This window comes from Niallia sp. FSL W8-0951, from assembly GCF_038006525.1.
GTDB classification, from domain to species: Bacteria; Bacillota; Bacilli; order Bacillales; family Cytobacillaceae; genus Niallia; species Niallia circulans.
On sequence record NZ_JBBOVK010000003.1, the window covers coordinates 307,815 to 333,846 of the forward strand.

Annotated in this window: 26 protein-coding genes, 11 tRNA genes and 1 rRNA gene; 36 read left to right on the top strand and 2 right to left on the bottom strand. The window is 37.8% G+C overall.

Annotation, left to right across the window (positions count from 1 at the left end; all coding sequences use genetic code 11):
- Positions 1-74 precede the first annotated feature (74 nt).
- The 9 genes from NSS71_RS23810 to NSS71_RS23850 all read left to right on the top strand — a co-directional run bounded on the left by NSS71_RS23810 (position 75) and on the right by NSS71_RS23850 (position 9,865).
- A complete protein-coding gene (locus NSS71_RS23810; protein WP_341152096.1) occupies positions 75-674 on the top strand; it encodes a cob(I)yrinic acid a,c-diamide adenosyltransferase in 600 nt (199 codons plus the stop codon).
- Positions 655-1,140, top strand: a complete 486-nt coding sequence (locus tag NSS71_RS23815; protein WP_341152097.1) for an ECF transporter S component — start codon at positions 655-657, stop codon at positions 1,138-1,140. Before NSS71_RS23810 ends, NSS71_RS23815 begins: the two co-directional genes overlap by 20 nt.
- On the top strand, positions 1,137-1,850 hold the full coding sequence (locus NSS71_RS23820; protein ID WP_047944190.1) for a hypothetical protein: 714 nt from the start codon (positions 1,137-1,139) through the stop codon (positions 1,848-1,850). The genes NSS71_RS23815 and NSS71_RS23820 overlap by 4 nt, the downstream gene beginning before the upstream one ends.
- 236 nt (positions 1,851-2,086) lie before the next feature.
- Complete coding sequence (locus tag NSS71_RS23825; protein ID WP_047944189.1) at positions 2,087-3,160, top strand: D-alanine--D-alanine ligase; 1,074 nt, start codon at positions 2,087-2,089, stop codon at positions 3,158-3,160.
- 116 nt (positions 3,161-3,276) lie between these two features.
- On the top strand, positions 3,277-4,638 hold the full coding sequence (locus NSS71_RS23830; RefSeq protein ID WP_410796096.1) for a UDP-N-acetylmuramoyl-tripeptide--D-alanyl-D-alanine ligase: 1,362 nt from the start codon (positions 3,277-3,279) through the stop codon (positions 4,636-4,638).
- A 141-nt stretch (positions 4,639-4,779) separates the two neighbouring features.
- A complete protein-coding gene (locus NSS71_RS23835) occupies positions 4,780-5,472 on the top strand; it encodes an alpha/beta hydrolase (protein WP_047944188.1) in 693 nt (230 codons plus the stop codon).
- An 877-nt stretch (positions 5,473-6,349) separates the two neighbouring features.
- Positions 6,350-7,816 carry a DEAD/DEAH box helicase gene (locus tag NSS71_RS23840; RefSeq protein ID WP_047944187.1) on the top strand — a complete coding sequence of 489 codons (1,467 nt, stop codon included), beginning with the start codon at positions 6,350-6,352 and terminating at the stop codon, positions 7,814-7,816.
- Positions 7,817-7,965: 149 nt separating this feature from the next.
- Entirely contained in the window at positions 7,966-8,445 is a 480-nt protein-coding gene (locus tag NSS71_RS23845; RefSeq protein ID WP_341152098.1) for a PH domain-containing protein, read from the top strand.
- Positions 8,438-9,865: a PH domain-containing protein gene (locus NSS71_RS23850; RefSeq protein WP_047944185.1), complete on the top strand. Its 1,428-nt coding sequence runs from the start codon at positions 8,438-8,440 to the stop codon at positions 9,863-9,865. Before NSS71_RS23845 ends, NSS71_RS23850 begins: the two co-directional genes overlap by 8 nt.
- 376 nt (positions 9,866-10,241) lie before the next feature.
- On the opposite strand, the gene NSS71_RS23855 is transcribed toward NSS71_RS23850, so the two are convergent.
- Entirely contained in the window at positions 10,242-10,967 is a 726-nt protein-coding gene (locus NSS71_RS23855) for a rhomboid family intramembrane serine protease (RefSeq protein ID WP_341152099.1), read from the bottom strand.
- Between the two features lie 109 nt (positions 10,968-11,076).
- Here NSS71_RS23855 and acpS point away from each other — a divergent pair, with 109 nt between their 5' ends.
- The 14 genes from acpS (at position 11,077) to NSS71_RS23925 (ending at position 22,031) form a co-directional block, all read left to right on the top strand.
- Positions 11,077-11,427, top strand: coding sequence for a holo-ACP synthase (gene acpS / locus NSS71_RS23860; protein WP_047944183.1), 351 nt, complete (start codon positions 11,077-11,079; stop codon positions 11,425-11,427).
- A gap of 318 nt (positions 11,428-11,745) precedes the next feature.
- Positions 11,746-12,756 carry a LolA family protein gene (locus tag NSS71_RS23865; RefSeq protein WP_047944182.1) on the top strand — a complete coding sequence of 337 codons (1,011 nt, stop codon included), beginning with the start codon at positions 11,746-11,748 and terminating at the stop codon, positions 12,754-12,756.
- A 153-nt stretch (positions 12,757-12,909) separates the two neighbouring features.
- Positions 12,910-14,067 carry an alanine racemase gene (alr, locus tag NSS71_RS23870; RefSeq protein ID WP_047944181.1) on the top strand — a complete coding sequence of 386 codons (1,158 nt, stop codon included), beginning with the start codon at positions 12,910-12,912 and terminating at the stop codon, positions 14,065-14,067.
- A gap of 335 nt (positions 14,068-14,402) precedes the next feature.
- Positions 14,403-14,684 (top strand): CopG family ribbon-helix-helix protein, encoded by a 282-nt coding sequence (locus NSS71_RS23875; protein WP_047944180.1) that lies wholly within the window; start codon positions 14,403-14,405, stop codon positions 14,682-14,684.
- Between the two features lie 4 nt (positions 14,685-14,688).
- Positions 14,689-15,039, top strand: coding sequence for a type II toxin-antitoxin system endoribonuclease NdoA (gene ndoA / locus NSS71_RS23880; RefSeq protein ID WP_016201246.1), 351 nt, complete (start codon positions 14,689-14,691; stop codon positions 15,037-15,039).
- 122 nt (positions 15,040-15,161) lie between these two features.
- Positions 15,162-15,371: a hypothetical protein gene (locus NSS71_RS23885; protein WP_095258005.1), complete on the top strand. Its 210-nt coding sequence runs from the start codon at positions 15,162-15,164 to the stop codon at positions 15,369-15,371.
- A 196-nt stretch (positions 15,372-15,567) separates the two neighbouring features.
- A complete protein-coding gene (locus NSS71_RS23890) occupies positions 15,568-15,933 on the top strand; it encodes an STAS domain-containing protein (protein WP_047944178.1) in 366 nt (121 codons plus the stop codon).
- A 3-nt stretch (positions 15,934-15,936) separates the two neighbouring features.
- Positions 15,937-16,338: an anti-sigma regulatory factor gene (locus NSS71_RS23895; RefSeq protein ID WP_047944177.1), complete on the top strand. Its 402-nt coding sequence runs from the start codon at positions 15,937-15,939 to the stop codon at positions 16,336-16,338.
- Positions 16,339-16,349: 11 nt separating this feature from the next.
- Complete coding sequence (locus NSS71_RS23900) at positions 16,350-17,360, top strand: PP2C family protein-serine/threonine phosphatase (protein ID WP_047944176.1); 1,011 nt, start codon at positions 16,350-16,352, stop codon at positions 17,358-17,360.
- Positions 17,361-17,415: 55 nt separating this feature from the next.
- A complete protein-coding gene (locus tag NSS71_RS23905) occupies positions 17,416-17,748 on the top strand; it encodes an anti-sigma factor antagonist (RefSeq protein WP_047944175.1) in 333 nt (110 codons plus the stop codon).
- Positions 17,745-18,215 (top strand): anti-sigma B factor RsbW, encoded by a 471-nt coding sequence (rsbW, locus tag NSS71_RS23910; RefSeq protein WP_047944173.1) that lies wholly within the window; start codon positions 17,745-17,747, stop codon positions 18,213-18,215. The genes NSS71_RS23905 and rsbW overlap by 4 nt, the downstream gene beginning before the upstream one ends.
- On the top strand, positions 18,193-18,990 hold the full coding sequence (gene sigB, locus NSS71_RS23915; protein ID WP_047944172.1) for an RNA polymerase sigma factor SigB: 798 nt from the start codon (positions 18,193-18,195) through the stop codon (positions 18,988-18,990). Before rsbW ends, sigB begins: the two co-directional genes overlap by 23 nt.
- Positions 18,987-19,583 carry a PP2C family serine/threonine-protein phosphatase gene (locus NSS71_RS23920; RefSeq protein WP_047944171.1) on the top strand — a complete coding sequence of 199 codons (597 nt, stop codon included), beginning with the start codon at positions 18,987-18,989 and terminating at the stop codon, positions 19,581-19,583. Before sigB ends, NSS71_RS23920 begins: the two co-directional genes overlap by 4 nt.
- Before the next feature lie 258 nt (positions 19,584-19,841).
- The gene (locus tag NSS71_RS23925) at positions 19,842-22,031 is read left to right on the top strand and encodes a Tex family protein (protein WP_341152100.1); all 2,190 of its coding nucleotides are present in this window, start codon (positions 19,842-19,844) and stop codon (positions 22,029-22,031) included.
- A gap of 88 nt (positions 22,032-22,119) precedes the next feature.
- Here the strand turns inward: NSS71_RS23925 and cmpA are convergent, their stop codons facing one another.
- Positions 22,120-22,236: a cortex morphogenetic protein CmpA gene (gene cmpA / locus NSS71_RS23930; protein WP_095258007.1), complete on the bottom strand. Its 117-nt coding sequence runs from the start codon at positions 22,234-22,236 to the stop codon at positions 22,120-22,122.
- A 221-nt stretch (positions 22,237-22,457) separates the two neighbouring features.
- On the opposite strand from cmpA, the gene NSS71_RS23935 reads away from it, so the two are divergent.
- From NSS71_RS23935 to NSS71_RS23995, 13 genes are all read left to right on the top strand, one after another.
- Positions 22,458-22,934, top strand: coding sequence for a SprT family protein (locus NSS71_RS23935; RefSeq protein ID WP_047944169.1), 477 nt, complete (start codon positions 22,458-22,460; stop codon positions 22,932-22,934).
- 156 nt (positions 22,935-23,090) lie between these two features.
- Positions 23,091-23,165: transfer RNA gene (locus tag NSS71_RS23940), tRNA-Asn, on the top strand.
- 7 nt (positions 23,166-23,172) lie between these two features.
- A tRNA-Ser gene (locus NSS71_RS23945) sits at positions 23,173-23,263 on the top strand.
- 22 nt (positions 23,264-23,285) lie between these two features.
- Positions 23,286-23,357: transfer RNA gene (locus NSS71_RS23950), tRNA-Glu, on the top strand.
- A 23-nt stretch (positions 23,358-23,380) separates the two neighbouring features.
- Positions 23,381-23,457, top strand: a tRNA-Asp gene (locus NSS71_RS23955).
- Positions 23,458-23,471: 14 nt separating this feature from the next.
- Positions 23,472-23,546 (top strand) — tRNA-Gln (locus NSS71_RS23960).
- A 1-nt stretch (position 23,547) separates the two neighbouring features.
- Positions 23,548-23,623 (top strand) — tRNA-Lys (locus tag NSS71_RS23965).
- 16 nt (positions 23,624-23,639) lie between these two features.
- Positions 23,640-23,724 (top strand) — tRNA-Leu (locus NSS71_RS23970).
- A gap of 57 nt (positions 23,725-23,781) precedes the next feature.
- Positions 23,782-23,865 (top strand) — tRNA-Leu (locus tag NSS71_RS23975).
- Between the two features lie 64 nt (positions 23,866-23,929).
- Positions 23,930-24,006, top strand: a tRNA-Arg gene (locus NSS71_RS23980).
- A gap of 4 nt (positions 24,007-24,010) precedes the next feature.
- Positions 24,011-24,087 (top strand) — tRNA-Pro (locus NSS71_RS23985).
- Between the two features lie 41 nt (positions 24,088-24,128).
- Positions 24,129-24,202: transfer RNA gene (locus tag NSS71_RS23990), tRNA-Gly, on the top strand.
- 123 nt (positions 24,203-24,325) lie between these two features.
- Positions 24,326-25,873, top strand: a 16S ribosomal RNA gene (locus tag NSS71_RS23995).
- Positions 25,874-26,032: the final 159 nt, after the last annotated feature.

Sequence of the window (26,032 nt, forward strand, 5' to 3'; positions counted from 1 at the left end):
ATCGATCGAATGATAGGAAGCAGCAAACTGCCTATAGGCATAAAATAAGGACATAACAGAAAGAGGGGGAGAAAATGCGTATCTATACAAAAACAGGTGATAGCGGGGAAACGAGTATTATAGGAGGGAGAGTATCAAAGGATGATATTCGAGTAGAAGCCTATGGAACGGTCGATGAGTTGAATTCTGTTGTCGGGCTGATTGTTGCGCAATTAACAGGGGAACAATTTGCTGATATTAAGGACGATTTAGAGAAAATCCAGCATGAATTATTTGATTGTGGCGGGGATTTAGCTAGTATTTCGACGAGAAGACAACTAAAGTTAACAGCATCTGCTATCACTTATTTAGAGGACAGAATTGATAATTTTATGGAGGAGACACCAGATTTGGAGCGCTTTATCCTGCCTGGAGGGACAGAAGCGGCAGCTACTGTTCATATTGCACGAACGGTGACAAGAAGAGCGGAACGCTTAGTCGTGACATTAATGAAGACAATGGAAGACATTCCAGAAATGCCCTTAAAATATTTAAATAGACTTTCTGATTACTTTTTTGCACTGGCGAGGGTAATAAATTTCCGAAGCAATGTGGCAGATATCGAGTATATTCGAAGCGCAAAAGTATTTCGAACAAGTAAAAAGGGAGAGCGAAATGAACGCGAAGAAAATTAATGTCCTTGCTATTTTTATTGCTATATCAGTTATTGGGGCTTTTATAAAAATACCAAGTTTTATTGGAAGTGTTGCCCTTGATAGTTCTCCAAGTCTTATTGCTGGAGAACTTTTAGGCGGGCTAGCTGGAGGAATAGTTGCAGCCCTCGGTCACCTTGTTTCTGCATATTTAGGCGGGCTGCCACTAGGCATGCTTCATCTCTTTATCGCAGTAGAAATGTTTCTGCTTGTTTTTACTTTTTCAAAAATCTATCAAACTGGAAATAGCATAATCTCCATATTGTTCTTTGTGTTAGGAAATGGTGTAATACTTCCACTTCCTTTTTTATATCTAATGGGAAAGGGCTTTTACATTTCGATGGTTCCAGTACTGCTGATAGGAGCTGTATTGAACGGCATTATTGCCCAGTTGTTAATGCCAAGGCTTACAGTTTTTCTTAAAGAGTGGAGAGTGGTCAAGCAGTGAGAGATGTACAAGTCGTACCGTGGAATCAGAAAGAAGAGCTGATTATTAGTGCGGATAATAGTGGAGGAATTGGGCAGAAAGAAGCCGATCAACTTTCCGTCCCTTATGATATTGTTTCCTATTTTTCCTTTCGTGTAGCGGTTATGGAATGTATGGCAGCGGGGGGAGTACCGTTCTCGGTAATCCTGCAGAATTTTTGTGGAGACGATGCTTGGGCTTCCCTTTTGGCAGGTATATATAAAGGAATAGAGGAGCTTGGATTAGAGAGGGAAATTGGAATAACAGGAAGCACAGAAAGCAATTTTTCTCTCCGTGAATCAGCAATAGGACTCACAGTCCTTGGAAAAAGAACTGCAGATTCACAGAATGCCACTATTATCAATGGAAAAATGGCTGTAATAGGCAGTCCTCTTGTTGGAGAAGAAGTGATTCGACAAGAAGAAAATGTAGTGCCTTTAGCAGTATTTTTCCGAGTGGCGAAAGTAGATAGATGTCGAATTCAGCCTGTTGGGTCAAAGGGGATTCTTTATGAATTGGGGCAGCTAAAGGGCGATTTGATTCAAGAGGAAGAAGTGCAGTGTTCTGTAGATCTTTTAAAATCCGCTGGTCCAGCTACGTGCTTTATTGTTGAATATGAAAAGGAAGTAGAGGCAGAAATAAAAAGACTAACGAGGGGCTTTTTTCAAGAAGTGCAAGTTACTTCGAGATAAGAGAAAAGCACAAAGTGGTTTTTTCTTTCTTTAGGAGATATTTAAATAAATAAGCTTCCATTTTTCCCTTTTTTCATATTGTATTAAGAGTTAAAATGGAAAAGGATTAATAGGCACTATTACAGGAATATGTGTTTTCGATTAAATTATTATTTGACTCACATGTTTTATTTTTAAAGGTATGATTCTAGTGGTAGAATAAACAAGTGCATTGATTAAATGGAGGTATACTCATAATGAAAAAGAAACTGGGATTATTATATGGCGGTAAATCAGCTGAACATAAAGTTAGCATGCAAACAGCAATGGCTGTAATTAAAGCACTAGATACAGATAAATATGATATTCACCCAATTTACATATCAGAGAGCGGTGAATGGGTTCGTGGTCCTCAATTAATGGGACCAGTTGAAAATGTAAAAGAGCTTGCGTTTAACACACAGGAGCAAATCGGCTCGAATGCCCTTTCTACTACACTCTTTCAAGCGAATGACGAAGCTTCCTTAGATGTTATTTTTCCACTGCTTCATGGACCAAATGGAGAAGATGGAACAGTACAAGGATTGTTAGAACTTCTTAACCTTCCTTATGTTGGGAATGGTGTGCTAGCCTCTTCAGCTGGAATGGATAAAGTAATTATGAAAAACATCTTTGAAGTAGCTGGATTAAATCAAGTGAAATACAATTCTTTTATCCGCAGTGACTGGCAAAGTGATAAGGATGCAGCCTATGAACGTGTAGAAAAAGAATTAGGTTTCCCTTGTTTTGTTAAGCCTGCTAATCTTGGTTCAAGTGTAGGGATAAGTAAATGTACAACAAGAGAAGAGCTAGAAACAGCCTTTATTGAAGCATTCCAATTTGACCGCAAGATTATTGTAGAAGAAGGCTTAACAGCAAGAGAAATTGAAGTAGGGGTACTAGGAAACGACCATCCTGAAGTTTCTGTAGCTGGTGAGATTGTTCCGAAAAAAGATTTCTATGATTATAAAGCAAAATATGAAGATGGAGATACAGCTTTAATTATTCCTGCAGACGTGACAGATATGGAGTATGCAGCGATTAAAGAAGATGCTATTAAAGCATTTAAAGCACTTGATTGTTCTGGCCTAGTCCGTGCAGATTTCTTTCTGACAAAAGAAGGAAAAGTTTATATTAACGAAGTGAATACAATGCCTGGATTTACACCATTCAGTATGTTCCCGTTATTATGGAAACACACAGGTTTAGAATATGATGCACTGATCAATAAATTAGTGGATCTAGCTGTGGAAAGACACACTGAAAAGCAAAGTATTAAATATACGATTTAAAAAGAAGAACATAAAAGGAGAGGTGAGAAAAATGCCTCTTCTTTTGTTCCATCCAATGAAAGTTTTTTAGTAGAGAAGGGCAGTAGTCTCCGCTCATTTTTAAAGGAGGTTTTATTTTGATTAAGCGTACATATGCAGAAATTGCTTCAATGTCAAGCAGTACTCGTTTTTTTGAGCAATATAATGAGGTGCTTATTAGCGGGGTAACGATTGATTCGAGAAAAATAGAAGCAGGACAATTATTCATCCCTTTTAAAGGAGAAAGGACGGATGGGCATGAATATGTCGCAGATGCAATTAAACAAGGCGCTGCTGCGGCATTTTGGCAAAAGGATGTCCCGAATCCGCCTGAGAATCTCCCTCTTATCTTTGTGGACGATTCGTTAACAGCGATTCAAACGCTTGCTAAAAGCTATTTACAGCAATTGAAGGTTAAAATTGTGGGAATAACAGGAAGTAACGGAAAAACATCTACGAAGGATATGACAACAAGTCTTCTTTCTTTAAAATATAAAGTGCAAAAAACAGAAGGCAATTATAATAATCATCTTGGTCTGCCTTTAACTGTACTTGGTTTAGAGGAGGATACAGATATTGCTGTGCTCGAAATGGGCATGAGCAGTCGTGGAGAAATCGACTTTTTGAGCCGGTTAGCAGAACCAGATATTGCTGTAATTACGAATATCGGGGAGTCTCATATGCAAGATCTCGGATCAAGAGAAGGGATTGCAGAGGCGAAGTTAGAAATCTTAAATGGATTGAAGGAGAAAGGACGATTTGTTTACTTTGGAGATGAACCTCTTCTTTCAACCCGTGTTAAAGACAGGAACCTGGATATGAAAACCTTTGGAATGGATCCTGCCAATGATTTATACCCATATGAAATAAAGGCACTTGAAAATGGCAGTGTTTTTCAAATTAATAAAGCGGCAGAACCATTTGAATTGCCTGTTTTAGGAAATCATAATATTTTAAATGCGTTGGCAGCAATGCTAGTGGCAGAGTATTTTGAAATTCCTTATGAAGAGATGAATAAAGGTCTTCAATCGCTAAAACTGACAAATATGCGCATGGAGTTAGTCGAAGGGCAGTTAGGTGTGAAAGTTATTAATGATGCATACAATGCCAGTCCTACTTCTATGCTTGCAGCTATTGATGTGTTAAAGAAGCTGCCAGGTTATAAGCAAAAAATCGCAGTTCTTGGAGATATGCTAGAGTTAGGAGACCAAGAAGAAGCTTTTCATTATGAGATGGGAGAGCATTTAGAAGGAGTCGATTACGTTTTAACATATGGAAAGCTGGGTAATTTCATTGCAGAAGGTGCAAAAACAGTTCTTCCTGAAGATCATGTTTTTTCTTTCCAAGAAAAAGAGCCATTAATAGAAACTTTACTGCCTTTTCTAAATAAAGAAACAGTAATTTTAGTCAAAGCTTCTAGAGGAATGAAGTTAGAGGAAATCGTTAAGGCAATACAATAATAGAAGGAGGCCAGCCTATTTGAAAAACGAAAAACGTTTTCCTTGTAGGTTCGGCTTTTTTTAGAGTGGATAGTTAAGAAATGTATATAAAAAATGAATTACTCTTATAGTGTAAAATATCTCTAAAAGGAGGGGGAGTAAATGACAGCGTGTTTATGTATACATGGATTTACAGGTTCTCCAATGGAGGTAGAACCACTAGCTGAATATATCCAGAACTATACCAATTGGGAGTGTATGGTTCCAACACTTCCTGGGCATGGCGATCAATTAAGATTAAAAGGGATTATATATAATGAGTGGATCCAATATGCGGAAGAAGCGTTAAAGGATTTATTAAAAAGACACGACACAGTATATGTTGTTGGTTTTTCCATGGGTGGATTAATAGCAAGCTATTTAGCAGCAAAGTATCCGATTAAGAAATTAATTCTCTTAAGTGCAGCAGCCTATTATGTAAACTTAATCCAGCTTCAAAAGGATATAAGAATAATTTGTGCTGATTTTTTTCGAGGGAAAATTAGAGAGAATGAGCAATTTATCCGCTATATGAACAAAATTAAAAGTACTCCTTTAGCCGCTGCCATTCAGTTTAGGAAGCTTGTGCAATATGTAAAACCATTGTTAGCTAACATTCAAGTGCCTACATTGATTGCCCAAGGGGAGAAGGATGGAATTGTCCCATTGAAGAGTGCAACCTATTTGTATAATACAATTCGTGCAGAAAATAAGAAGATCTTATACGTGCAGGAATCCAAGCACTTAATTTGTCATTGTGAGAAAAGAGAAGCATTATTTCAAGAAATAATAACATTCCTCAAGGCGCCCTCATAAGTTAAAAGTAACCTTATATAATCGTATAGATTTAAGGTTGATTGGAAAGAGTAAAGGAAGGGAGGTTCGGCCAATTTTGGTCTGTACTTAAAAGATCACTTTGTGTCAAAACGGCTATAAAAGAACGTAAGGGGCTCTTTATTCCGCATAAAGCGTTTACATGGTAAAAATGGTAAAAACACGTATAAAACCTAGATTTTCAGCTGCCCAATTTATTGCAAAGCGTATATCTTAATGATAATATTATTTTAAAAAGTAGGGTGACAAACTTAACATTTTGGGCATAATGTTAGAGAAAAAAACCTCTTTGTAAACGATAAATTAGTCAAATAGAGAGAAATGAATGGAAGAAGAATTCCGAGAAAATGAATTCTTTTGTTTAGGAAGGGAATAACCATTGTTCTTTGTATTTGGCTAACTTTTCTAGATTAGCTGATTTGGTTTTAAGCTCCGTGAAAAAATCATGTTTTTTCGAGCGTGAATTTTGAAGATTCTCATTTTGGAGAAACAGACTAATCATTAAGTGGTAACAGAGCTATTATAAAAATAAATAGAAGTCATTTGAAATTTCCTCCTATTTATAACTAAGTTAAATAGTATCTCATAACTAATAAGACTTAAATATTTTGCATATACCCTCATCATTCTCCTGATAAAGGTTGTAAGGCTATTGAAACCAACAATAACTTTCATCATTTATATATAACGAGCATCATTATCTTTTTAATTGTATGGGGAAGGCATAATGTGATGAATACGATATGCCATTTTAATATGTTTCATTTAGAAAAATGAGGTACATACAAATGGTTGGCATGATGGATTTATTCCATCTGTTTATGGATATTTTTTAATGACTAGAAGGAGATTGGATATATTGGTAAAGTTTCAAGATTTAGGTATTAGTCCTGCTACAATGAAAGCATTAAAAAGAATGGGGTTTGAGGAAGCGACGCCTATTCAGGCAGAAACGATTCCATTGAGCCTTCAAAATAAAGACTTAATTGGTCAAGCACAAACAGGAACAGGGAAAACAGCTGCTTTTGGAGTGCCTTTAGTTGATAAAATTGACGTAGCGAATGAAGTAATTCAAGGGATTATTATTGCTCCGACAAGAGAGCTAGCTATTCAGGTTTCAGAAGAATTATACAAAATTGGTTATGGAAAGCGTACAAGAGTATTATCTATTTTCGGCGGACAGGATATAAATCGCCAAATTCGTGCATTGAAGAAAAACCCGCATATTATTGTTGGGACGCCTGGACGTATATTAGATCATATTAATCGTAAAACACTTCGATTAGATAATGTTCAAACAGTTATATTAGACGAAGCTGATGAAATGCTAAACATGGGATTCATTGATGATATTGAAGCAATCCTTTCAAAAATTCCAACAGAAAGACAAACATTACTATTCTCTGCTACAATGCCTGGACCGATTAGAAAAATGGCAGAGCGCTTTATGAAAGATCCAGAAGTAGTTAAAGTGAAAGCAAAAGAAATGACTGTGCCGTTGATTGAACAGTATTATATCGAAACACAAGAGAAAACGAAATTTGATATTTTAACAAGATTGCTGGATATTCAATCTCCAGAGCTAGCTATTATATTCGGTCGCACGAAACGTCGTGTTGATGAGCTGTCTGAAGCATTAAATCTACGTGGTTATACAGCAGAAGGCATTCATGGAGATTTAAGCCAAGCGAAACGTATGTCTGTTCTTCGTAAGTTTAAAGAGGGAACGATTGATGTACTAGTGGCAACAGATGTAGCTGCACGTGGACTTGATATTTCCGGTGTAACACATGTTTATAACTTTGATATTCCTCAAGATCCAGAAAGCTATGTACATCGTATCGGACGTACTGGCCGTGCAGGAAAAGAAGGGGTAGCTATTACGTTTATTACGTATCGTGAAAGATCTTATCTGCAGGTTGTGGAAAAAACAACGAAGCGAAAAATGGAAAAGATGATTCCTCCAACAGTCGACCAAGCAATAGAAGGTCAGCAAAAAGCTGTTATGGAAAAAATATCACAAATTATAGAGGAAAATAATTTAGATTCTTATCGAAATGCTGCGGATGACTTATTGGAACAAAAAGATGCTTCTACTGTTGTAGCTGCAGTTCTAAAGATGCTTACAAAAGAACCAGATACAACTCCTGTTAAATTAACAGAAGAAAAGCCATTGCCAATGAAACGTGACCGCAGACCATATGATAAAAATAATGACCGTGGTGGACGCAAAAACTATAATCCACGTCAACGCCAAGGCTATGGCAGCAATAAACGTCAAGGTCAATCAGGCAATAGCTACAATAAATCAAAGTCTTACCGTTAAGCTTTGTGTTAAAAACCTCCATGAATGTCGTGGAGGTTTTTTATTTCGGGGATAGTGATAGAGAGACAGAAAAATATGAAACCACCTTATCGTATTTTCGTATATAGTTAAGAGATACAGACAAAATTCAGAAAATAGGAGGAGTGTAATTGATAACAATACCTCAAAATAGGTTATCGAAAAAGGGGATCACTGTTTGGCGCTTAACAGGAGTTATATCTTCGCTCATTATGATGGTTATTGGTGCTGGGGTAATTACGTTTGCTATTCTTTTTGATTGGCACATACTTATAAGTATAGGAACGATAATTTATCTTCTTTTTCATATGGCTCTCACAATTGGCATCCTGCCGCCTTTAAAGTGGAAAAGATGGAGATATGAAGTAAGAGGAGATGAAATTGAAATACAGCAAGGGGTTATTGTAATAAAGCGAACGCTCATTCCAATGATTAGAGTGCAGCATGTAGACATGAAGCAAGGACCTCTATTAAGAAAGTACGAGCTTGCCACAGTGTCGATTTCTACAGCAGTAACCGTACACGAAATCCCTGTACTTCAAGTGGATGAAGCAGAAGAGATTAGACAGTATATTTCTAGCAAAGCAAAGGTGGCAGAAGAAGATGTTTAAGCAAAACAGACTTCATCCTGTTTCCATCATTTACGTTATTTTGAAGCGGTTAAGAGAGTTTATTTTTCCGTTTATTGGAATTATTGTACTTGGAGGTAAGCCTACCGAGTGGGGATTATATACAATTCTAGGAGCGTCATTCTTACTTTTGATTATTCTCATTAGCGGATTTTTGTCATGGAACTTTTTCACCTTTTATGTAATGGGAAATGAATTACGAATCGAGTATGGTGTATTTATAAAAAAGAAACGCTACATACCCTTTGAACGAATTCAAAGTATCGATTTTACAGAGGGAATTTTTCATCGTCCATTTAGTTTAGTAAAAGTAAAAATTGAAACAGCAGGTGGTGCTGAAGCTGAAGGCGAACTTACCGCTATTTCTAAAAAGGTTGCTCAAGAATTAAAAAGATATATTATTCAAAAAAAGAATGAGCAGATTGAAACGGACGAAATAATAGAAGAGGTAGAACCTGCTCAACAAGAAATCTACCGGATTTCATCTAAAAAATTAGTCGTTTTGGCGTCAACTTCGGGCGGCGTAGGTGTGATTATCTCGGCAATATTTGCTTTTATTTCACAATTCGATGATTTAATTCCGTATAAGGAAATCTACAAACATGTTCAACAAGTCATTACAAGCGGTGTAGCGTTAGTTTCTATCGTTGTTTTTGTTTTATTTGTATTGTTATGGGTTTTATCTTGGTTCATTACTATATTAAAATATGCGAATTTTACATTATCGAAGACGAAAGATGATTTGATTATTACACGTGGCCTAATTGAAAAAAAGCAGATTACTATTCCGCTGAAACGGATTCAAGCAATTAAAATAACAGAAGCGATGCTTAGACAGCCGTTTCAATTAGTTAGTGTATCTGTTATTAGCGCTGGTGGATCTTTTGATGATATAGAAGCTTCTGATGTAGTTGCCGTTCCGTTATTAAAGAAAAAGGAATTACCACTTTTATTAAAAGAAATGGTACCTGAGTATGAATGGAATGAGGAGCTGCATTCGCCGCCAAAACGATCAATTTGGAGATATATTATTAAAAATAGTTGGATAGCATTACCTGTTATTATCGCTATGATTTACTTTTTTCATGAATGGGGAGCGTTATCGTTGTTGTTATTACTAGTTTTACCATTATGGGGCTACTGGAATTATCGTTCAGCTGGATATCGTATTTCAGGTAAGCAGTTAACATTATCCTTCCGCCAATTTAATAAAACGACTTTCCTGATGAGACGAAATCGAATTCAAGCCCTTTATTACACAGAGGGATGGTGGCAGCGAAAAGGGGAGCTTGCTTCTGTACAGGGTGTTGTTCTTTCTGGTGCTGGAGGAGCCACTGGGGTAGTTACAGACCTGACCAAAGAAGATGTAGAAAAGGTATATGAATGGTATTCGCTAAGTTAAGTGAGTGTCGGATAAAGCTAAATAGCCCAACAAGCTCTAATTTAGTAGTCAAATCAATTCGGTCTATCATTTTTTTCAAAAGAAAATAAAACGGAGCAAACTGAATACACGTACACTCCTATGGGAGCTGCGAGAAAGTCCGAGACCCTGCAGGATCATATGAGACGAAGCGGCTCGCCCCCATGGAAAGCGGAGTGTATTCAGTCTGCGGGTGATGACTACACACATTCTTTCTTAAATTGAAATAAAAACTCCAAAACAAGTATACGAATTTATAAGATATATGTATACTTGTTCGGAGTTATATTTGGTCAAATTATTTATGTCTCATCTTGTTTTGAAAGAGACTGGGACAAAGCAATATATATAATGGTTATTATTGACTAACAAATCCTATAATGGCAAGACCGAAGATGATAATCCAAATGATAATAGATTTTGCTTCGGGCTTTTTTGTGCGGCGGAGCTGTTGTTGTAAATAATACCATTCTTCTTTATAACTGGTAAGTATCTTCTTTCCCTTTGATTCCGATAAACTTCCGACGATGACCCCTGTTAGAAATCCAAAAATATGGGCAACAATATTTATATTTGGCTGTAAAAAGGTCATGATTAAGCTAAGAACAGCAATGGTCGTAATAATTTGGGCGTTCCCTTGAGAAATAATGTCTTTTCGAAATACAACTAGACTAATATAATAGCCGAATAGACCAAATATTGCTCCACTAGAACCTAAGTGGACATAAGTAAGTGGTTCGATAAGAAGAGTGATAATATTTGCTGCGATACCAGTGACTAAGTAGATAAGGAGAAACTTAAATTTGCCAAGTATTCTTTCGAGTCCGGGTCCGAATAAGAAAATGCTGAAACTGTTAAATAGAAGATGGGCAAAACCTCCATGGATGAAAATAGGAGTGATTAATCGCCACCATTCTCCTTCTACTATATAAAGGTTAACACCCATCATAGTTTCTAATAAATATTTATTTGGAAAAATAGGAAGATTGGTTAATAAATAGAGAATTAGATGAATAAGTAAGATCATGGAAACGACAGGATAATACATAATATACTCTTTAAAGCTTTCTCTTCTGGTAAACAACAGTATTTAATACCTCCTAAATAAAGCTTCTTTCTACCATAATAGCCAAAGAATAGGGAAAGATACAATATATTATGCTCACTATGAATAGAATAGAAGGAGTTGTCTTATGATTAAAGGCACGGGAATTGATATAACAGAAATAGACAGAATCGAATCTTTACTCCAAAGTAAGCCGAAGTTTGTGAAGCGCATTCTGACAGATACGGAAATGGAAAAATTTCAGCAGCTATCTGGGCATCGTAAATGTGAGTTTTTAGCAGGACGATTTGCAGCAAAAGAAGCATTTTCAAAAGCGCTAGGCACAGGGATTGGAGCGAACTTAAGCTTTTTGGATATTGAAATAGGATATGAGGAAAAAGGGAAGCCGTGTATTGTAAAGCCATTTTCAAAAGGAGTCCATTTATCTATAACTCATAGCAAACACTATGCCTTTGCCCAAGTTATTATTGAGGAATAAGGAGAGCGAGAGGGTTTTCATCGTTTTTCTTATTCTTTTGTTTGGGAGGGGGAATGGCAGGCTTTTTGAAGCGGGTCTGTTTTTGGTTTAGGCAAAGAGAAATAAACAGAAGAAATATCAACAAAAAGACTTATGATTTCAAGTAGCATATTCCCGAAGGTTGTCTCATATATTCATAGAGAAATAGGAGAGACAAGTATGGTTTCGCGGTTTCTAATAGGCAATTCCAAGAGAGAAGGAAGAGGAGTTTCTATTAGAAATGCTGTTTGCTTATTTTTCTCTCTTTCGACGTGAAATGAGAATAGGGGAGTTGAAAAAATGAACAAGAAGATTTGGTTGCTATTTGTAGGGCTAACGGTCATGCTTTTGTTAACTGCCTGCGGAACAAAATCGAAAGAAGATGTTCTGACTGATTTAAAAGAAAAGGTCGAGACAAAGGGGTATAAAGCAGACGCCGAAATGACTCTCAAGATGGGAACAGAACCACAGACTTATGAAGTGGAAGTGTGGCATAAGGACCCAAGTTTTTATCGAGTGAATTTAAAGAATTCAGCAAAAAATCAGAGCCAGATGATTTTGAAAAATGAAGAAGGCGTCTATGTATTAACGCCAGCTTTAAACAAATCCTTTAAGTTTCAAAGTGAGTGGCCGGAAAATAGTAGTCAAGCTTATCTCTATGAGTCTTTAGTGAAGGATATTGAAGAAGATAAAGAGGTGAAATTTTCTGCTACAGATAAGCATTATGTTTTTGAAACAAAAACACGCTATCAGAATAATAAAATGCTTCCAACTCAAGAGATTGCCTTCAGTAAGAAGGATCTTTCTCCTGTCAGTGTAAAAGTAAAGGATGTAGAGGGAGTAGCATTGGTTACGGTGAAGTTTTCTAATGTGAAGTTTGATGTTTCCTTTGATAAAAAGGACTTTGATTTACAAAAGAGCATGACTGCGGCTAAGATGGTAATCCCGGTTATGGGAGAAATTGAAGACAAAGACTTTACTGTGAAATATCCTGAAGAACCATTAGAAGGAGTTAGCTTGGTAGAAGAGAAAAAAATGGCTTCTGAAAACGGGAATCGTGTAATCCTCACATATGATGGAGAAAAATCTTATACGATTATTCAAGAAAAAGCAGTAGTAGCACCAGCTACAGCAGGACCAATTGTTAGTAAGGGCGATCCAGTGGATTTAGGATTTACCATTGGAGAAGTTACAGATTCTAAAGTATCATGGACGTTTGAAGGCGTCGATTATACGATTGCATCAAGTGACTTAACTCGTGATGAATTAGTTACTGTTGCGCGCTCCGTACAAGGAGAGGCAATAAAATAAGTACTACTCAGGCAGCCTTCTACAGGGGGCTGTTTTTTTATGTGGAATAATTACTTCTTCTGCTAAACTTATAAGGATAGAATTGACAAGTGGATCAATCAGTAGAATAATTTAAGGAACAAGTTTGTTAATTAAAAAGGACGTGTGTGGATTTTGAATCAAGAAGATACCTTTTATCGAGATACATGGGTGGAAATTGATCTTGATGCTATTGCATATAATGTTGGTGAATTAAGAAAAAAATTACATCCAGAAAATAAGTTAATAGCAGTAGTAAAGGCAAATGGATATGGGCATGGAGCTCTGCAAATTGCCAGAACTGCTTTACGGTCTGGTGCGAATTACTTGGCTGTAGCATTTTTAGACGAAGCAATCAGTTTAAGAAAGCAAGGAATAACAGCACCGATTCTTGTACTTGGTGCAAGTAGACCGAGAGATGTCATGACAGCGATAAAATATAAAATAACTTTAACTGTTTATTATAAAGAATGGTTAGAAGAAGCTGTCCAATTTTTAAATAAGGATGCTTCATTAACGATTCATTTAAAGTTAGATACAGGTATGGGGAGAATTGGGTTTAGAAACGAGTTGGAAATTCAATCCGTAGAAGAATTGCTGGTAAAACACCCAAATATTGTAGTCGAGGGCATTTTTACTCATTTTGCGACAGCGGATGAAAAAAACTCTTCCTACTTTGAGAGCCAAATTCAACGCTTTAAGGAATTGCTCTCTTCTTTTACAAAACTGCCTGCAATTATACATTGTAGTAATAGTGCTGCGAGTCTTTTGCATCCTGATTTACAATATAATGCTGTGCGTTTCGGTATTTCGATGTATGGATTAACACCTTCTCTTGAAATTGAACAAGATTTACCTTATCCATTACAAGAAGCCTTTTCCTTGCGGACAAAATTAGTCCAAGTGAAAAAATTAAACAAGGGCGATAAAGTAAGCTATGGAGCGACTTATGAGGCAAAAGAAGAGGAATGGATAGGGACTTTACCAATCGGTTATGCAGACGGATGGTTACGTAAACTGCAAGGTCAAGAGGTTCTCGCTGAAGGAATAAGAGCGCCGATTGTAGGGAGAATTTGCATGGATCAATGTATGATAAGGCTGCCGTTTTATTTAGAGCCAGGAACAGAAATAACGTTAATTGGGAAGCAAAGGGATGCTGAAATCTCTGTGAATGAAATTGCTGCTAAACTAGAGACGATTAATTATGAAGTCACATGTATGATTTCTACAAGAGTCCCGCGGATTTTTAAACAAAATGGAAATGTCACAGAAACAGTAAATTTCTTAATCTAGAGGAAGACAAAGCAATGGTGGTTTCGGAATCTTGCTGCCAAATGAATATTTTAAACTCAAGATCAAATAAAAGTAATGGATAAGGAAATGACTGAATACATTAATTATGGTCACAGATACCATTTGAAGATCTATTTATATGAAAAATATGGAAGAACAGCTATTATTTTTGTGAATAATTTTCGTTTTTCTATTCTTTCATGCATAAAAGGGATAATTTTTGGCGGATAATACAGTAGAATTGCTGAATGGACTTTGCAGAAACACTTATTAGTGGTATGATTAAAAAAAGCAGAGCTAAAAATGGTGTGTAGTGATGGTGGAGGTGTATGTTTGTGTCTGAATCTAGCACAACGACAGAGATCATGATAAAATTACCAAAGCATTTGTTAACTGAATTGGACGGCTTCGTTAAGCAGGAAAATGTTAATCGTAGTGAATTTATTTATCAAGCAACGAAAATGTATCTTCGCGAACGGAAAAAGAGACATATCCGCGAATCGATGAGACGAGGATATATGGAAATGGCTAAATTAAATTTATCCATTGCATCAGAAAGCTTTCTCGCAGAATACGAGGCAGAGCATACAGTAGAACGTCTTGTAAGCGGAGGGTAATCCTTTGATTGTCAAACGTGGTGACGTTTATTTTGCAGACCTATCCCCAGTTGTTGGTTCAGAGCAAGGCGGCGTCCGTCCTGTACTTGTCATTCAAAACGACATCGGGAATCGGTTCAGTCCCACAGTCATTATTGCAGCAATTACAGCTCAGATTCAAAAGGCTAAATTGCCGACTCATGTGGAAATTGATGCGAAGCGATATGGTTTTGAAAGAGATTCGGTAATTCTTTTAGAACAAATTCGTACGATAGATAAACAGAGGCTAACGGACAAAATTACTCATCTTGATGAGGAAATGATGGAAAAAGTCGATGAAGCTCTACAAATTAGTTTAGGTCTCATTGAATTTTAAGTATAATGCGCTCATTGAAGCGCTTTTTTTAATAACCCTAACTGCAACCTTTTTGTATGTAAAAAAGCTCGTATGTCAAACTAGAAAGAACCTCCTTATTTAGTAAGGAGGTTCTTTCTAGTTTGACAGGAAATAGTGAAGCATTATTTTTACTAAATAACAAAAAAATTTCTATAATAGGTTTGAAGGATAAGGAAAATGGGAATATAGAAAAGTCATCACCTATCTTTAGTAGAAGGATGAATAAATTTTCAAGTGGAGAATATGCCCAAAAGTACCACTTGTTTTTCAATATACCCATTTTTGAAAATAAAAAGTCTCTGTTAATATGATAAAATGAAGGAAGTAACTCAGGAAAATATGGAGCAATCAAATTGGTGATTATGGATGGGTTTTTTTATAATCTTTAGGTTTACCAAGTGAAGCTTCTTGCATTTATTTTAGATTTTCTTCCATCTAAATAGAGGATCCCTAACGCGGGATGGATAAGTGTGTAAAAAATATTAAAAGAAAGTTGGTTGGTTTTGGGTGAATAGAGTAAGAATACCAATATTAAAACTTTATGACTACTTACTAGTATCCATTCAATGGGAATTAGATGACCAAACAGCCCTTCAGTTTCAAGAGGATTTATTAAATAAAATCCATGAAACCAGTGCCAACGGGGTAGTTATTGATTTAACTTCTATTGATTTTATAGACTCATTTATTGCAAAAGTATTAGGTGATGTTATCGGTATGTCGAAGCTAATGGGGGCTAAGGTGGTACTGACAGGGATTCAGCCTGCTGTTGCCATCACCTTAGTAGAGCTAGGTATCAGTTTAAACGATGTTTTAACTGCCTTAGATCTAGAAAAAGGTTTGGAGAAATTACAACAGGAATTGGAGGACTGACCTATGGGAGACCAATCCTGTGTAAAAATCATAAATGAATGGGATATCGTTGCCGCTCGGCAATTAGGCAGAAACCTCGCCAAAGAGCTCGGCTTCGGTACCGTTGATCAAGCCCGTATAACTACAGCAATTAGTGAATTAGCAAGAAATATATATTTATATGCTGGTCAAGGACAGATTTGTATAGAAAAGCTTTTTGATAATGGGAAAGCTGGTTTAAAACTAATTGCGATGGATAGTGGTCCTGGAATTAAGGATATTAGACAAGTGATGCAAGATGGTTTTTCTACTTCTGGCGGGTTAGGAGCCGGATTGCCAGGTGTGAAACGTTTGATGGATGAGTTTGATATTAAAACCTCTATTGGCGATGGAACAGAAATCCAGGCGGTGAAGTGGCTAAGATAGGGGGGGAGATAATGGATTTCCGAGAAATGATGGAATCTAAATATCGAGATCTTCTTGTGAACTATATTAAAGATGAATCTGAACAAGCTCTTTATCAAGGGCAAAAGTTTAGTAGGAAATCAATTGAACAAAAAATATCACCAGAAGACATAATTAGTTTACATAAATCTATTCTGATGGATTTATATCCAGATATACCTGGATATGTAACAAAATCCTTCGATATACTTCTAGAGGTTATGATAGGCTATGGATTTGCTTATAGAGAACATCAAAGCTTGCGTCATGTTCAGCAAGAGTTAAGAAGCGAAATGGAAATAGCAGCAAATGTACAGCAAACATTATTAAGCACAGATATTCCAAAAGTCGATGGATTAGATATTGGGGCAATAAGTGTACCGGCTAAAATGATGAATGGCGATTATTATCACTTTGTTCATGATGATGATCAGATTATTAACATTGCCATTGCAGATGTGATAGGGAAGGGTATTCCTGCTGCTATGTGCATGTCGATGATTAAGTATGCGATGGACAGTCTTCCGGAAAATAGGAATAAACCAAGCAATGTTCTAGAAAATTTAAATAGGGTTGTAGAACAAAATGTAGATCCTAGTATGTTTATTACCATGTTTTACGGAGCATATGATGTGCTATCACATGTATTTCATTATGCGTCAGCTGGTCATGAGCCTGGCTTATATTATCAAGCGGAAACGAAACAGTTTAGTGAGCTGAAGACTAAGGGATTGCTGCTGGGTGTTGATAAAAGAACGAAATATCAGCAGTTTGAAAAGCAAATTTATCCAGGAGATATGATTGTTTTAATGTCAGATGGAGTAACCGAGTGTAGAACAAAGGAAGGCTTTATTGAAAAAGAAACGCTTCTTGGATACATAAGGAAACATATGCATTTAGATGCACAGAATATTGTAGAAAATGTCTTTAAGGAATTAGAAAAAATTCAAGATTTTCAATTACGTGATGATTTTACTTTAATTATTTTTAAAAGAGAAGTTTAATGGTACCTCCAATAGGGTATAAGACAATATCGTAATAATGTGAAGGTGGGTCGGGATGAATATCATAATAGATGTAAAGGAAAAAGAATTGGATGTAGAAGTTAAGGTTTCTGGTGAAATTGATGCGTATACTGCTCCGAAATTAAGGGAGCGGATTTATTCCTTCTCTGAGAAAAAAGGAATAAAAATGATAATAGATTTATCCGATGTAAATTATATGGATAGTACTGGTTTAGGTGTATTTGTAGGTATATTTAAGAATGTTCGAGCGAATAATGGTGAATTTAAGTTAGTAGGTCTATCAAGCCGCTTAATCAGATTGTTTGAAATAACCGGATTAGCAGACATTATAGACATAAATAGCAAGATAGAAGGTGGAATACAATGAGTCATTTTGAGTACATCGAAATGAAAATTCCTTCTAAACCAGAGTATGTTGGGATAATTCGCTTAACGTTGTCTGGGATTGCAAGCAGAATGGGCTTTAGCTACGATGAAATTGAAGACTTAAAGATAGCAACAAGTGAAGCCTGTACAAATGCTGTGCAACATGCGTATAAAAATAAAGACGCAGGAGAAGTTTTAGTTGGATTTCGATTATATAATGATCGATTAGAAGTCATTGTAGCCGATAATGGGAAAAGCTTTGACTTTCATTCCACTACAAAGGATCTGGGTCCGTATGAGCAGGATGAGTCGGTGGAATTTCTTCGTGAAGGAGGACTTGGCCTATACTTGATCGAAACATTAATGGATGAAGTCAAGATTCACCATAATAACGGGGTAACTGTTTTCATGACAAAATACCTCGAAGGAGAGCAGGTGGAGAGGGATGCAGAAACAATCTCAACCTAATCGCCATTTATCAAAAGAAGAAGTAAATGCTTTAATTAAAGACTTTCAAAGTACACAAAATGAGAAGGCGCAAGAAGCGCTTGTTATAAACTATCGCGATTTAGTAGAAATGCTGGCACGAAAGTATTCTAAAGGTAAAATGTTTCATGAGGATATTACACAGGTTGGAATCATTGGATTAATAGGGGCTATTCATCGCTATGATGAAAGCTTCGGAAAAAGTTTTGAAGCCTTTGCGGTTCCAACCATAATTGGAGAAATTAAACGGTTTTTAAGAGATAAAACTTGGAGTGTTCATGTACCCAGAAGAATAAAAGAGCTTGGTCCTAAAATAAAGAAGACGGTTGAGCAGCTTACTACCGATTTACAGCGTTCTCCAAAGGTGGATGAAATCGCCGATTATTTAGATGTATCTGAAGAAGAAGTGCTAGAAGCAATGGAAATGGGAAGAAGTTATCAAGCATTGTCTGTTGATCATTCGATTGAAGCAGATTCGGAAGGTGGAACTGTTACACTTCTAGATATTGTCGGAGATGTAGATCAAGGCTTTGAAAAAGTAAATCAAAAGTTAGTGCTGGAAAAAGTACTCCATGTACTAACAGAGAGAGAGAAGAGTATTATTCAATATACATACTTGGATAATCTTAGTCAGAAGGAAGCTGGAGAGAAGCTGGGGATTTCTCAGATGCATGTTTCTAGGCTTCAGAGAAGAGCAATCAAAAAGCTGCAAGAAGCAATTCAGGCGGAGACCAGTAATTCGGAGTTTATCTTATGAATGAGTTGAAAGACAATAATGTTCATGTGCTTTCCTATCAGACTAGCAAGAAAGGGAAAACCCTTTGTGGAGATAGTTTCTTTTATACATCAACGGATGAATACTTTGTTTGTGTATTAGCAGATGGACTTGGCAGCGGCGAATATGCAAACGAGGCATCCGTTGCAGTTACGGAGATAATTAAAGAAAACCATGGGAAGTCTGTAGATGAATTAATGGAACTATCGAATAATGTTCTAGTCAAGAAAAGAGGAGCTGCTGTTTGTGTTTTTAAAATAAACTATGCTTCTAAGACAATTGTTTACAGTTGTGTAGGCAACATACGATTCTTTCTTTATTCTCCTTCAGGTAAACTGACATATCCACTCCCAGTAACGGGGTATTTATCAGGAAGGCCTCAACATTATCATACACAACGTTTTACTTTTGAAAATCATGCTAAATTTCTTGTTTTTTCCGATGGATTTAATATTCAAGGAATTAAAAATTTGCTAAGAGGATATTTGCCTATTAGGTCCATAGCAGATGATATTATTGGGAAATATAATAATTCTAACGATGATTCTACTTTTATACTAGGAAGCTTACTTTGAAAAGTAAGCTTTTTTTTGTTCAAAATGAAAGTTCATTCATTTAGCCGTATCCTTTGCTTCGATAGTGAAACCTATAAGCTAGTAAAATAGAAAGAGAAAGGAGGGGATGGAATTTCCTTTATGTTGATAATATGTTTTCCAAGAACCTTTTGATAAAATAGAGATAGATCAAAATAAAAGGTATTACTTCCAAGTATAAAGAGAATGGAATAATAATTTACGTGATGTTCGACGGATCTAGAAAGGATAGTGAGTGTTATGGAGAAGGCTTTGGAACAGGAAAAAGGACAGAACTATTTAGCGATTATAGCAAAAGAACAGAGTGTATCAATTAAACAAGTGAAAAGCGTTATTACATTAATAGAAGATGGAAATACGGTTCCTTTTATTGCTAGATATAGAAAGGAACAAACAGGGGCACTAGATGAGGTGCAAATAAAAGATATCATTGATCGGTATACATATATTCAAAACTTAGCACAACGAAAAGAAGAAGTTATTCGTTTAATTGAGGAACAGGGGAAGCTCACAGAAGAGCTGCATAACAACATTATAAAGGCAATTAAGCTACAAGAAGTAGAAGATTTATATCGTCCGTATAAACAAAAGCGTCGAACAAAAGCAACCATTGCAAAAGAAAAAGGGCTGGAGCCTTTTGCAGAATGGTTAATTAGTAAAGAAAAGAAAAACTCTTTAGAAGAAGAAGCAAATAAATACATCTCGGAGGAAAAAGAAGTCTTATCCATTGAGGATGCAATTAATGGAGCGAAAGATATATTGGCAGAACAGATATCAGATGATGCAGAGAGCAGAAAATGGATAAGAAATAAGACAATGCTTACTGGGAAAATTCAGTCTAGCGCTAAAAAGGTAGAGAAGGACGAAAAAAATATTTATGAAATGTATTATGAATATGAAGAACCAGTAAATAAAATTGTCCCTCATCGAACTTTAGCTTTAAATAGAGGTGAAAAAGAAGATATTTTAAAAGTAGCCATCGTTGCTCCGATAGAAGTAATTACTGAATACTTGGAGAAAAAGTGGTTAACAAATGCCCAATCCCCTGAAGGATTAATCATAAAAGAAGCTATTGATGATGGCTATAAACGTCTTATTCAGCCATCCATCGAAAGGGAAATAAGAAATGAGTTAACTGAGAAAGCGGAAGAACAGGCAATACACATTTTCTCAGAGAATCTTCGCAATCTATTATTACAGCCACCCCTAAAGGGGAAAATGGTTCTTGGAGTGGATCCAGCATATCGGACAGGCTGTAAGTTAGCGGTAGTAGATGAAACAGGAAAAGTATTAGAAATAGGGGTTATCTATCCTCATCCGCCTGTATCTAAAGCAGCAGAAGCAAAAGCGAAGTTCCAAGAAATCCTAGATCGATATGATATTGAAATGGTTGCAGTAGGTAATGGTACTGCTTCAAGAGAAACGGAACAATTTGTAGCAGATATGCTAAAAAAGCAAAATAAAGAAATCTATTATTTAATAGTGAATGAAGCTGGAGCGAGTGTATATTCTGCTTCAGAAATTGCTAGAGAAGAGTTCCCGGATTTCCAAGTAGAAGAAAGAAGTGCTGTATCGATAGCGAGAAGACTGCAAGATCCGCTTGCTGAATTGGTTAAAATTGATCCAAAATCCGTTGGAGTTGGTCAATATCAACATGATGTATCTCAAAAAAAATTAGCAGAATCATTGCACTTTGTAGTAGAAACAGCAGTTAACCAAGTTGGGGTTAATGTAAATACAGCATCTCCTTCTTTGTTACAATATGTTGCAGGTCTTTCCAAAGCGGTTGCTAATAATATCGTAAAGAAACGAGAAGAAGAAGGGAAATTCATAAGTCGAAAACAATTAAAGAAGATACCGCGCTTAGGTGCAAAAACATATGAACAGGCAATTGGGTTCCTACGTGTATTGGATGGAGAGGAGCCTTTAGATAGAACGGGCATACATCCAGAGCATTACGATGAAGTAAAAAAACTCTTATCTACATTAGGATTTAAAACAAAAGATATCGGTACTACAGCTTTAAGGGAAGCATTAACAAAGGTTAATCTGAAGGAAAGTGCACAGGAACTTAATATAGGGGAATTAACGCTAAAGGATATTATTGAGGCATTAGTTCGTCCATCCCGAGATCCACGTGACGATTTAGCTGCACCATTATTAAGAAAAGATGTATTGAAACTAGAGGATCTGCAAACGGGCATGGAACTACAAGGAACGGTGCGAAATGTAGTTGATTTTGGGGCGTTTATAGATATTGGTGTAAAGCAAGATGGCTTGGTCCATATTTCGAAGCTAAGCAATAAGTTTGTTAAGCATCCCCTTGATATAGTAGGTGTGGGAGATGTTGTTACTGTTTGGGTAGACAGCGTCGACCATAACAAAGGAAGAGTTGCACTAACGATGCTAAATCCAAAAGAAGAAAAATAGCAATAAAAAGAAGCCTGCGTTGATGGAAGAGATAACGCAGGTATTCTTAGTTTATAAAGAGAAAGTGAGTTCATTTTATAATGAAAAGTTAATTAGCAGTATTTTTGCGGCAATAGTAATACCAGCATTGATTCAACAGCTTGACTTGATAGCTATTTTTTTCATAGAAAGCTTTTTTGATTTGGTTTTGTAACCAATTAGGCATTATATTCACTCCTTGTTTTTTGATTTTGGCTAGCTAAAAAAAGATAAATTTGCTTTAGCCTTTCATGCCGATAACTAAAAAAGGTAGAAAATTGCCTAGTTTAAGGTGAGATTATAGAATTATCAATTTAACATAATTACATGATTGTGTACGTTTTAGTAAGTTATAAAACTATTGTATGCTATAATGGTTTGTCTTGTTGAGGAGGAATGAGCGGTACGATGACAAATGAGGAATTGCAAAAGTTAGTGGAGAATATATCGTGGGATTACTTTAAAAGAAGTTTTGAGCACAAGGCAATTTTTAATCCGCGATTAAGAACCACTGGTGGAAGATATTTGTTAAGCACTCATAATATTGAAATCAATAAAACATATTATGATCTGATGGGTTTGGATGAATTAGTAGGGATTATAAAACATGAATTATGTCATTATCATCTTCATTTATTAAACAAAGGATATCAGCACAAGGATGCCGATTTTAAATCTCTTCTAAAAATGGTAGGTGGTCCAAGATATTGTTCACCGTTACCAGTTGAAAGTAAGAGAGGGAAATCGAAGAAAATACTTATTTACTCTTGTGTTTCCTGTAAACAGCAATATACGAGAAGAAAAAGAATGGATATAAAAAAGTATGTTTGTGGGAAATGTAAGGGAAGATTAAAATTAGAAGAAGTGATTCAGATGGATAAGTAATGAAAGATGGATGGATTGTGTTTTAAAAAAAGTTTTGAAAGGTGCTTGACTTATTATTTATATGTCCTTATAATGTAAAGAGTCGACAAGAGAGCAGTTGTTATAACGCTGCTAGTGATTGTTTCTTTTGATAACAAATATGTCGATGACAATTATTCCGCAGTAGCTCAGTGGTAGAGCATTCGGCTGTTAACCGAACGGTCGTAGGTTCGAGTCCTACCTGCGGAGCCATTTTTTTGGGGAAGTACTCAAGAGGCTGAAGAGGCGCCCCTGCTAAGGGTGTAGGTCGCGTAAGCGGCGCGAGGGTTCAAATCCCTCCTTCTCCGCCAGAAAGCAATTTGGTGGTATTATGGCCCGTTGGTCAAGCGGTTAAGACACCGCCCTTTCACGGCGGTAACACGGGTTCGAATCCCGTACGGGTCATTTATTATTTTATAAAAAAGTTTGGTCCGGTAGTTCAGTTGGTTAGAATGCCTGCCTGTCACGCAGGAGGTCGCGGGTTCGAGTCCCGTCCGGACCGCCATTTATATTTAATATTGGGCTATAGCCAAGCGGTAAGGCAACGGACTTTGACTCCGTCATTCGTTGGTTCGAATCCAGCTAGCCCAGCCAAGAGCCATTAGCTCAGTCGGTAGAGCATCTGACTTTTAATCAGAGGGTCGGAGGTTCGAATCCTCCATGGCTCACCATTATATATTAGAATAAGCGGGTGTGGCGGAATTGGCAGACGCACTAGACTTAGGATCTAGCGCCGCAAGGCGTGGGGGTTCGACTCCCTTCACCCGCACCATCTAATTTTGATGAACGAAACAGATTTATGAATGTACAATGGATCATCTCTTATAGTGCGGTCGTGGCGGAATGGCAGACGCGCTAGGTTGAGGGCCTAGTGGGGGTTAACCCCGTGGAGGTTCAAGTCCTCTCGGCCGCATCAAAAAAAGTGTTGACAGCCGATAAAAAATATTGTATGATTATAAAGTCGCTTTCGGAAATATGCGCCCGTAGCTCAATTGGATAGAGCGTCTGACTACGGATCAGAAGGTTATGGGTTCGACTCCTTTCGGGCGCGCCATATTCGGGAAGTAGCTCAGCTTGGTAGAGCACTTGGTTTGGGACCAAGGGGTCGCAGGTTCGAATCCTGTCTTCCCGACCATGAATGTTCGTCAAGCAAAAAAAGTATATCACTCTTATTATGCGGGTGTAGTTTAATGGTAAAACCTCAGCCTTCCAAGCTGATGTCGTGGGTTCGATTCCCATCACCCGCTCCATTTTATTTTATTGCTCTTTGAAAACTGAACAAACAAACGTCAACAATAATCGTTTTATAACGAATGTTGTAAAACAAAAAAAGTAATAAAAAGCTAGAGTTTAGCAATGAGCTAATCAACTCTTTATTGGAGAGTTTGATCCTGGCTCAGGACGAACGCTGGCGGCGTGCCTAATACATGCAAGTCGAGCGGACTTTAAAAGCTTGCTTTTAAAGTTAGCGGCGGACGGGTGAGTAACACGTGGGCAACCTGCCTGTAAGACTGGGATAACTTCGGGAAACCGGAGCTAATACCGGATAATCCTTTTCCTCTCATGAGGAAAAGCTGAAAGACGGTTTACGCTGTCACTTACAGATGGGCCCGCGGCGCATTAGCTAGTTGGTGAGGTAACGGCTCACCAAGGCGACGATGCGTAGCCGACCTGAGAGGGTGATCGGCCACACTGGGACTGAGACACGGCCCAGACTCCTACGGGAGGCAGCAGTAGGGAATCTTCCGCAATGGACGAAAGTCTGACGGAGCAACGCCGCGTGAGTGATGAAGGTTTTCGGATCGTAAAACTCTGTTGTTAGGGAAGAACAAGTACAAGAGTAACTGCTTGTACCTTGACGGTACCTAACCAGAAAGCCACGGCTAACTACGTGCCAGCAGCCGCGGTAATACGTAGGTGGCAAGCGTTGTCCGGAATTATTGGGCGTAAAGCGCGCGCAGGCGGTCCTTTAAGTCTGATGTGAAAGCCCACGGCTCAACCGTGGAGGGTCATTGGAAACTGGGGGACTTGAGTGCAGAAGAGAAGAGTGGAATTCCACGTGTAGCGGTGAAATGCGTAGAGATGTGGAGGAACACCAGTGGCGAAGGCGACTCTTTGGTCTGTAACTGACGCTGAGGCGCGAAAGCGTGGGGAGCAAACAGGATTAGATACCCTGGTAGTCCACGCCGTAAACGATGAGTGCTAAGTGTTAGAGGGTTTCCGCCCTTTAGTGCTGCAGCAAACGCATTAAGCACTCCGCCTGGGGAGTACGGCCGCAAGGCTGAAACTCAAAGGAATTGACGGGGGCCCGCACAAGCGGTGGAGCATGTGGTTTAATTCGAAGCAACGCGAAGAACCTTACCAGGTCTTGACATCCTCTGACACTCCTAGAGATAGGACGTTCCCCTTCGGGGGACAGAGTGACAGGTGGTGCATGGTTGTCGTCAGCTCGTGTCGTGAGATGTTGGGTTAAGTCCCGCAACGAGCGCAACCCTTGATCTTAGTTGCCAGCATTCAGTTGGGCACTCTAAGGTGACTGCCGGTGACAAACCGGAGGAAGGTGGGGATGACGTCAAATCATCATGCCCCTTATGACCTGGGCTACACACGTGCTACAATGGATGGTACAAAGGGCAGCAAAACCGCGAGGTCGAGCAAATCCCATAAAACCATTCTCAGTTCGGATTGTAGGCTGCAACTCGCCTACATGAAGCTGGAATCGCTAGTAATCGCGGATCAGCATGCCGCGGTGAATACGTTCCCGGGCCTTGTACACACCGCCCGTCACACCACGAGAGTTTGTAACACCCGAAGTCGGTGGGGTAACCTTTTGGAGCCAGCCGCCTAAGGTGGGATAGATGATTGGGGTGAAGTCGTAACAAGGTAGCCGTATCGGAAGGTGCGGCTGGATCACCTCCTTTCTAAGGAAAATGGAATTTACATTCCATCAAAGATTGTTGACGATTTGATTGTTCAGTTTTGAGGGAGCAATTCCTCAAAAACAGTAATAAGTTTGAGGGTAAAGAGAAACGAGTAGATCAAGGAAGCGAATGCGCGAGCACCGGAGCGTACAACAGTAC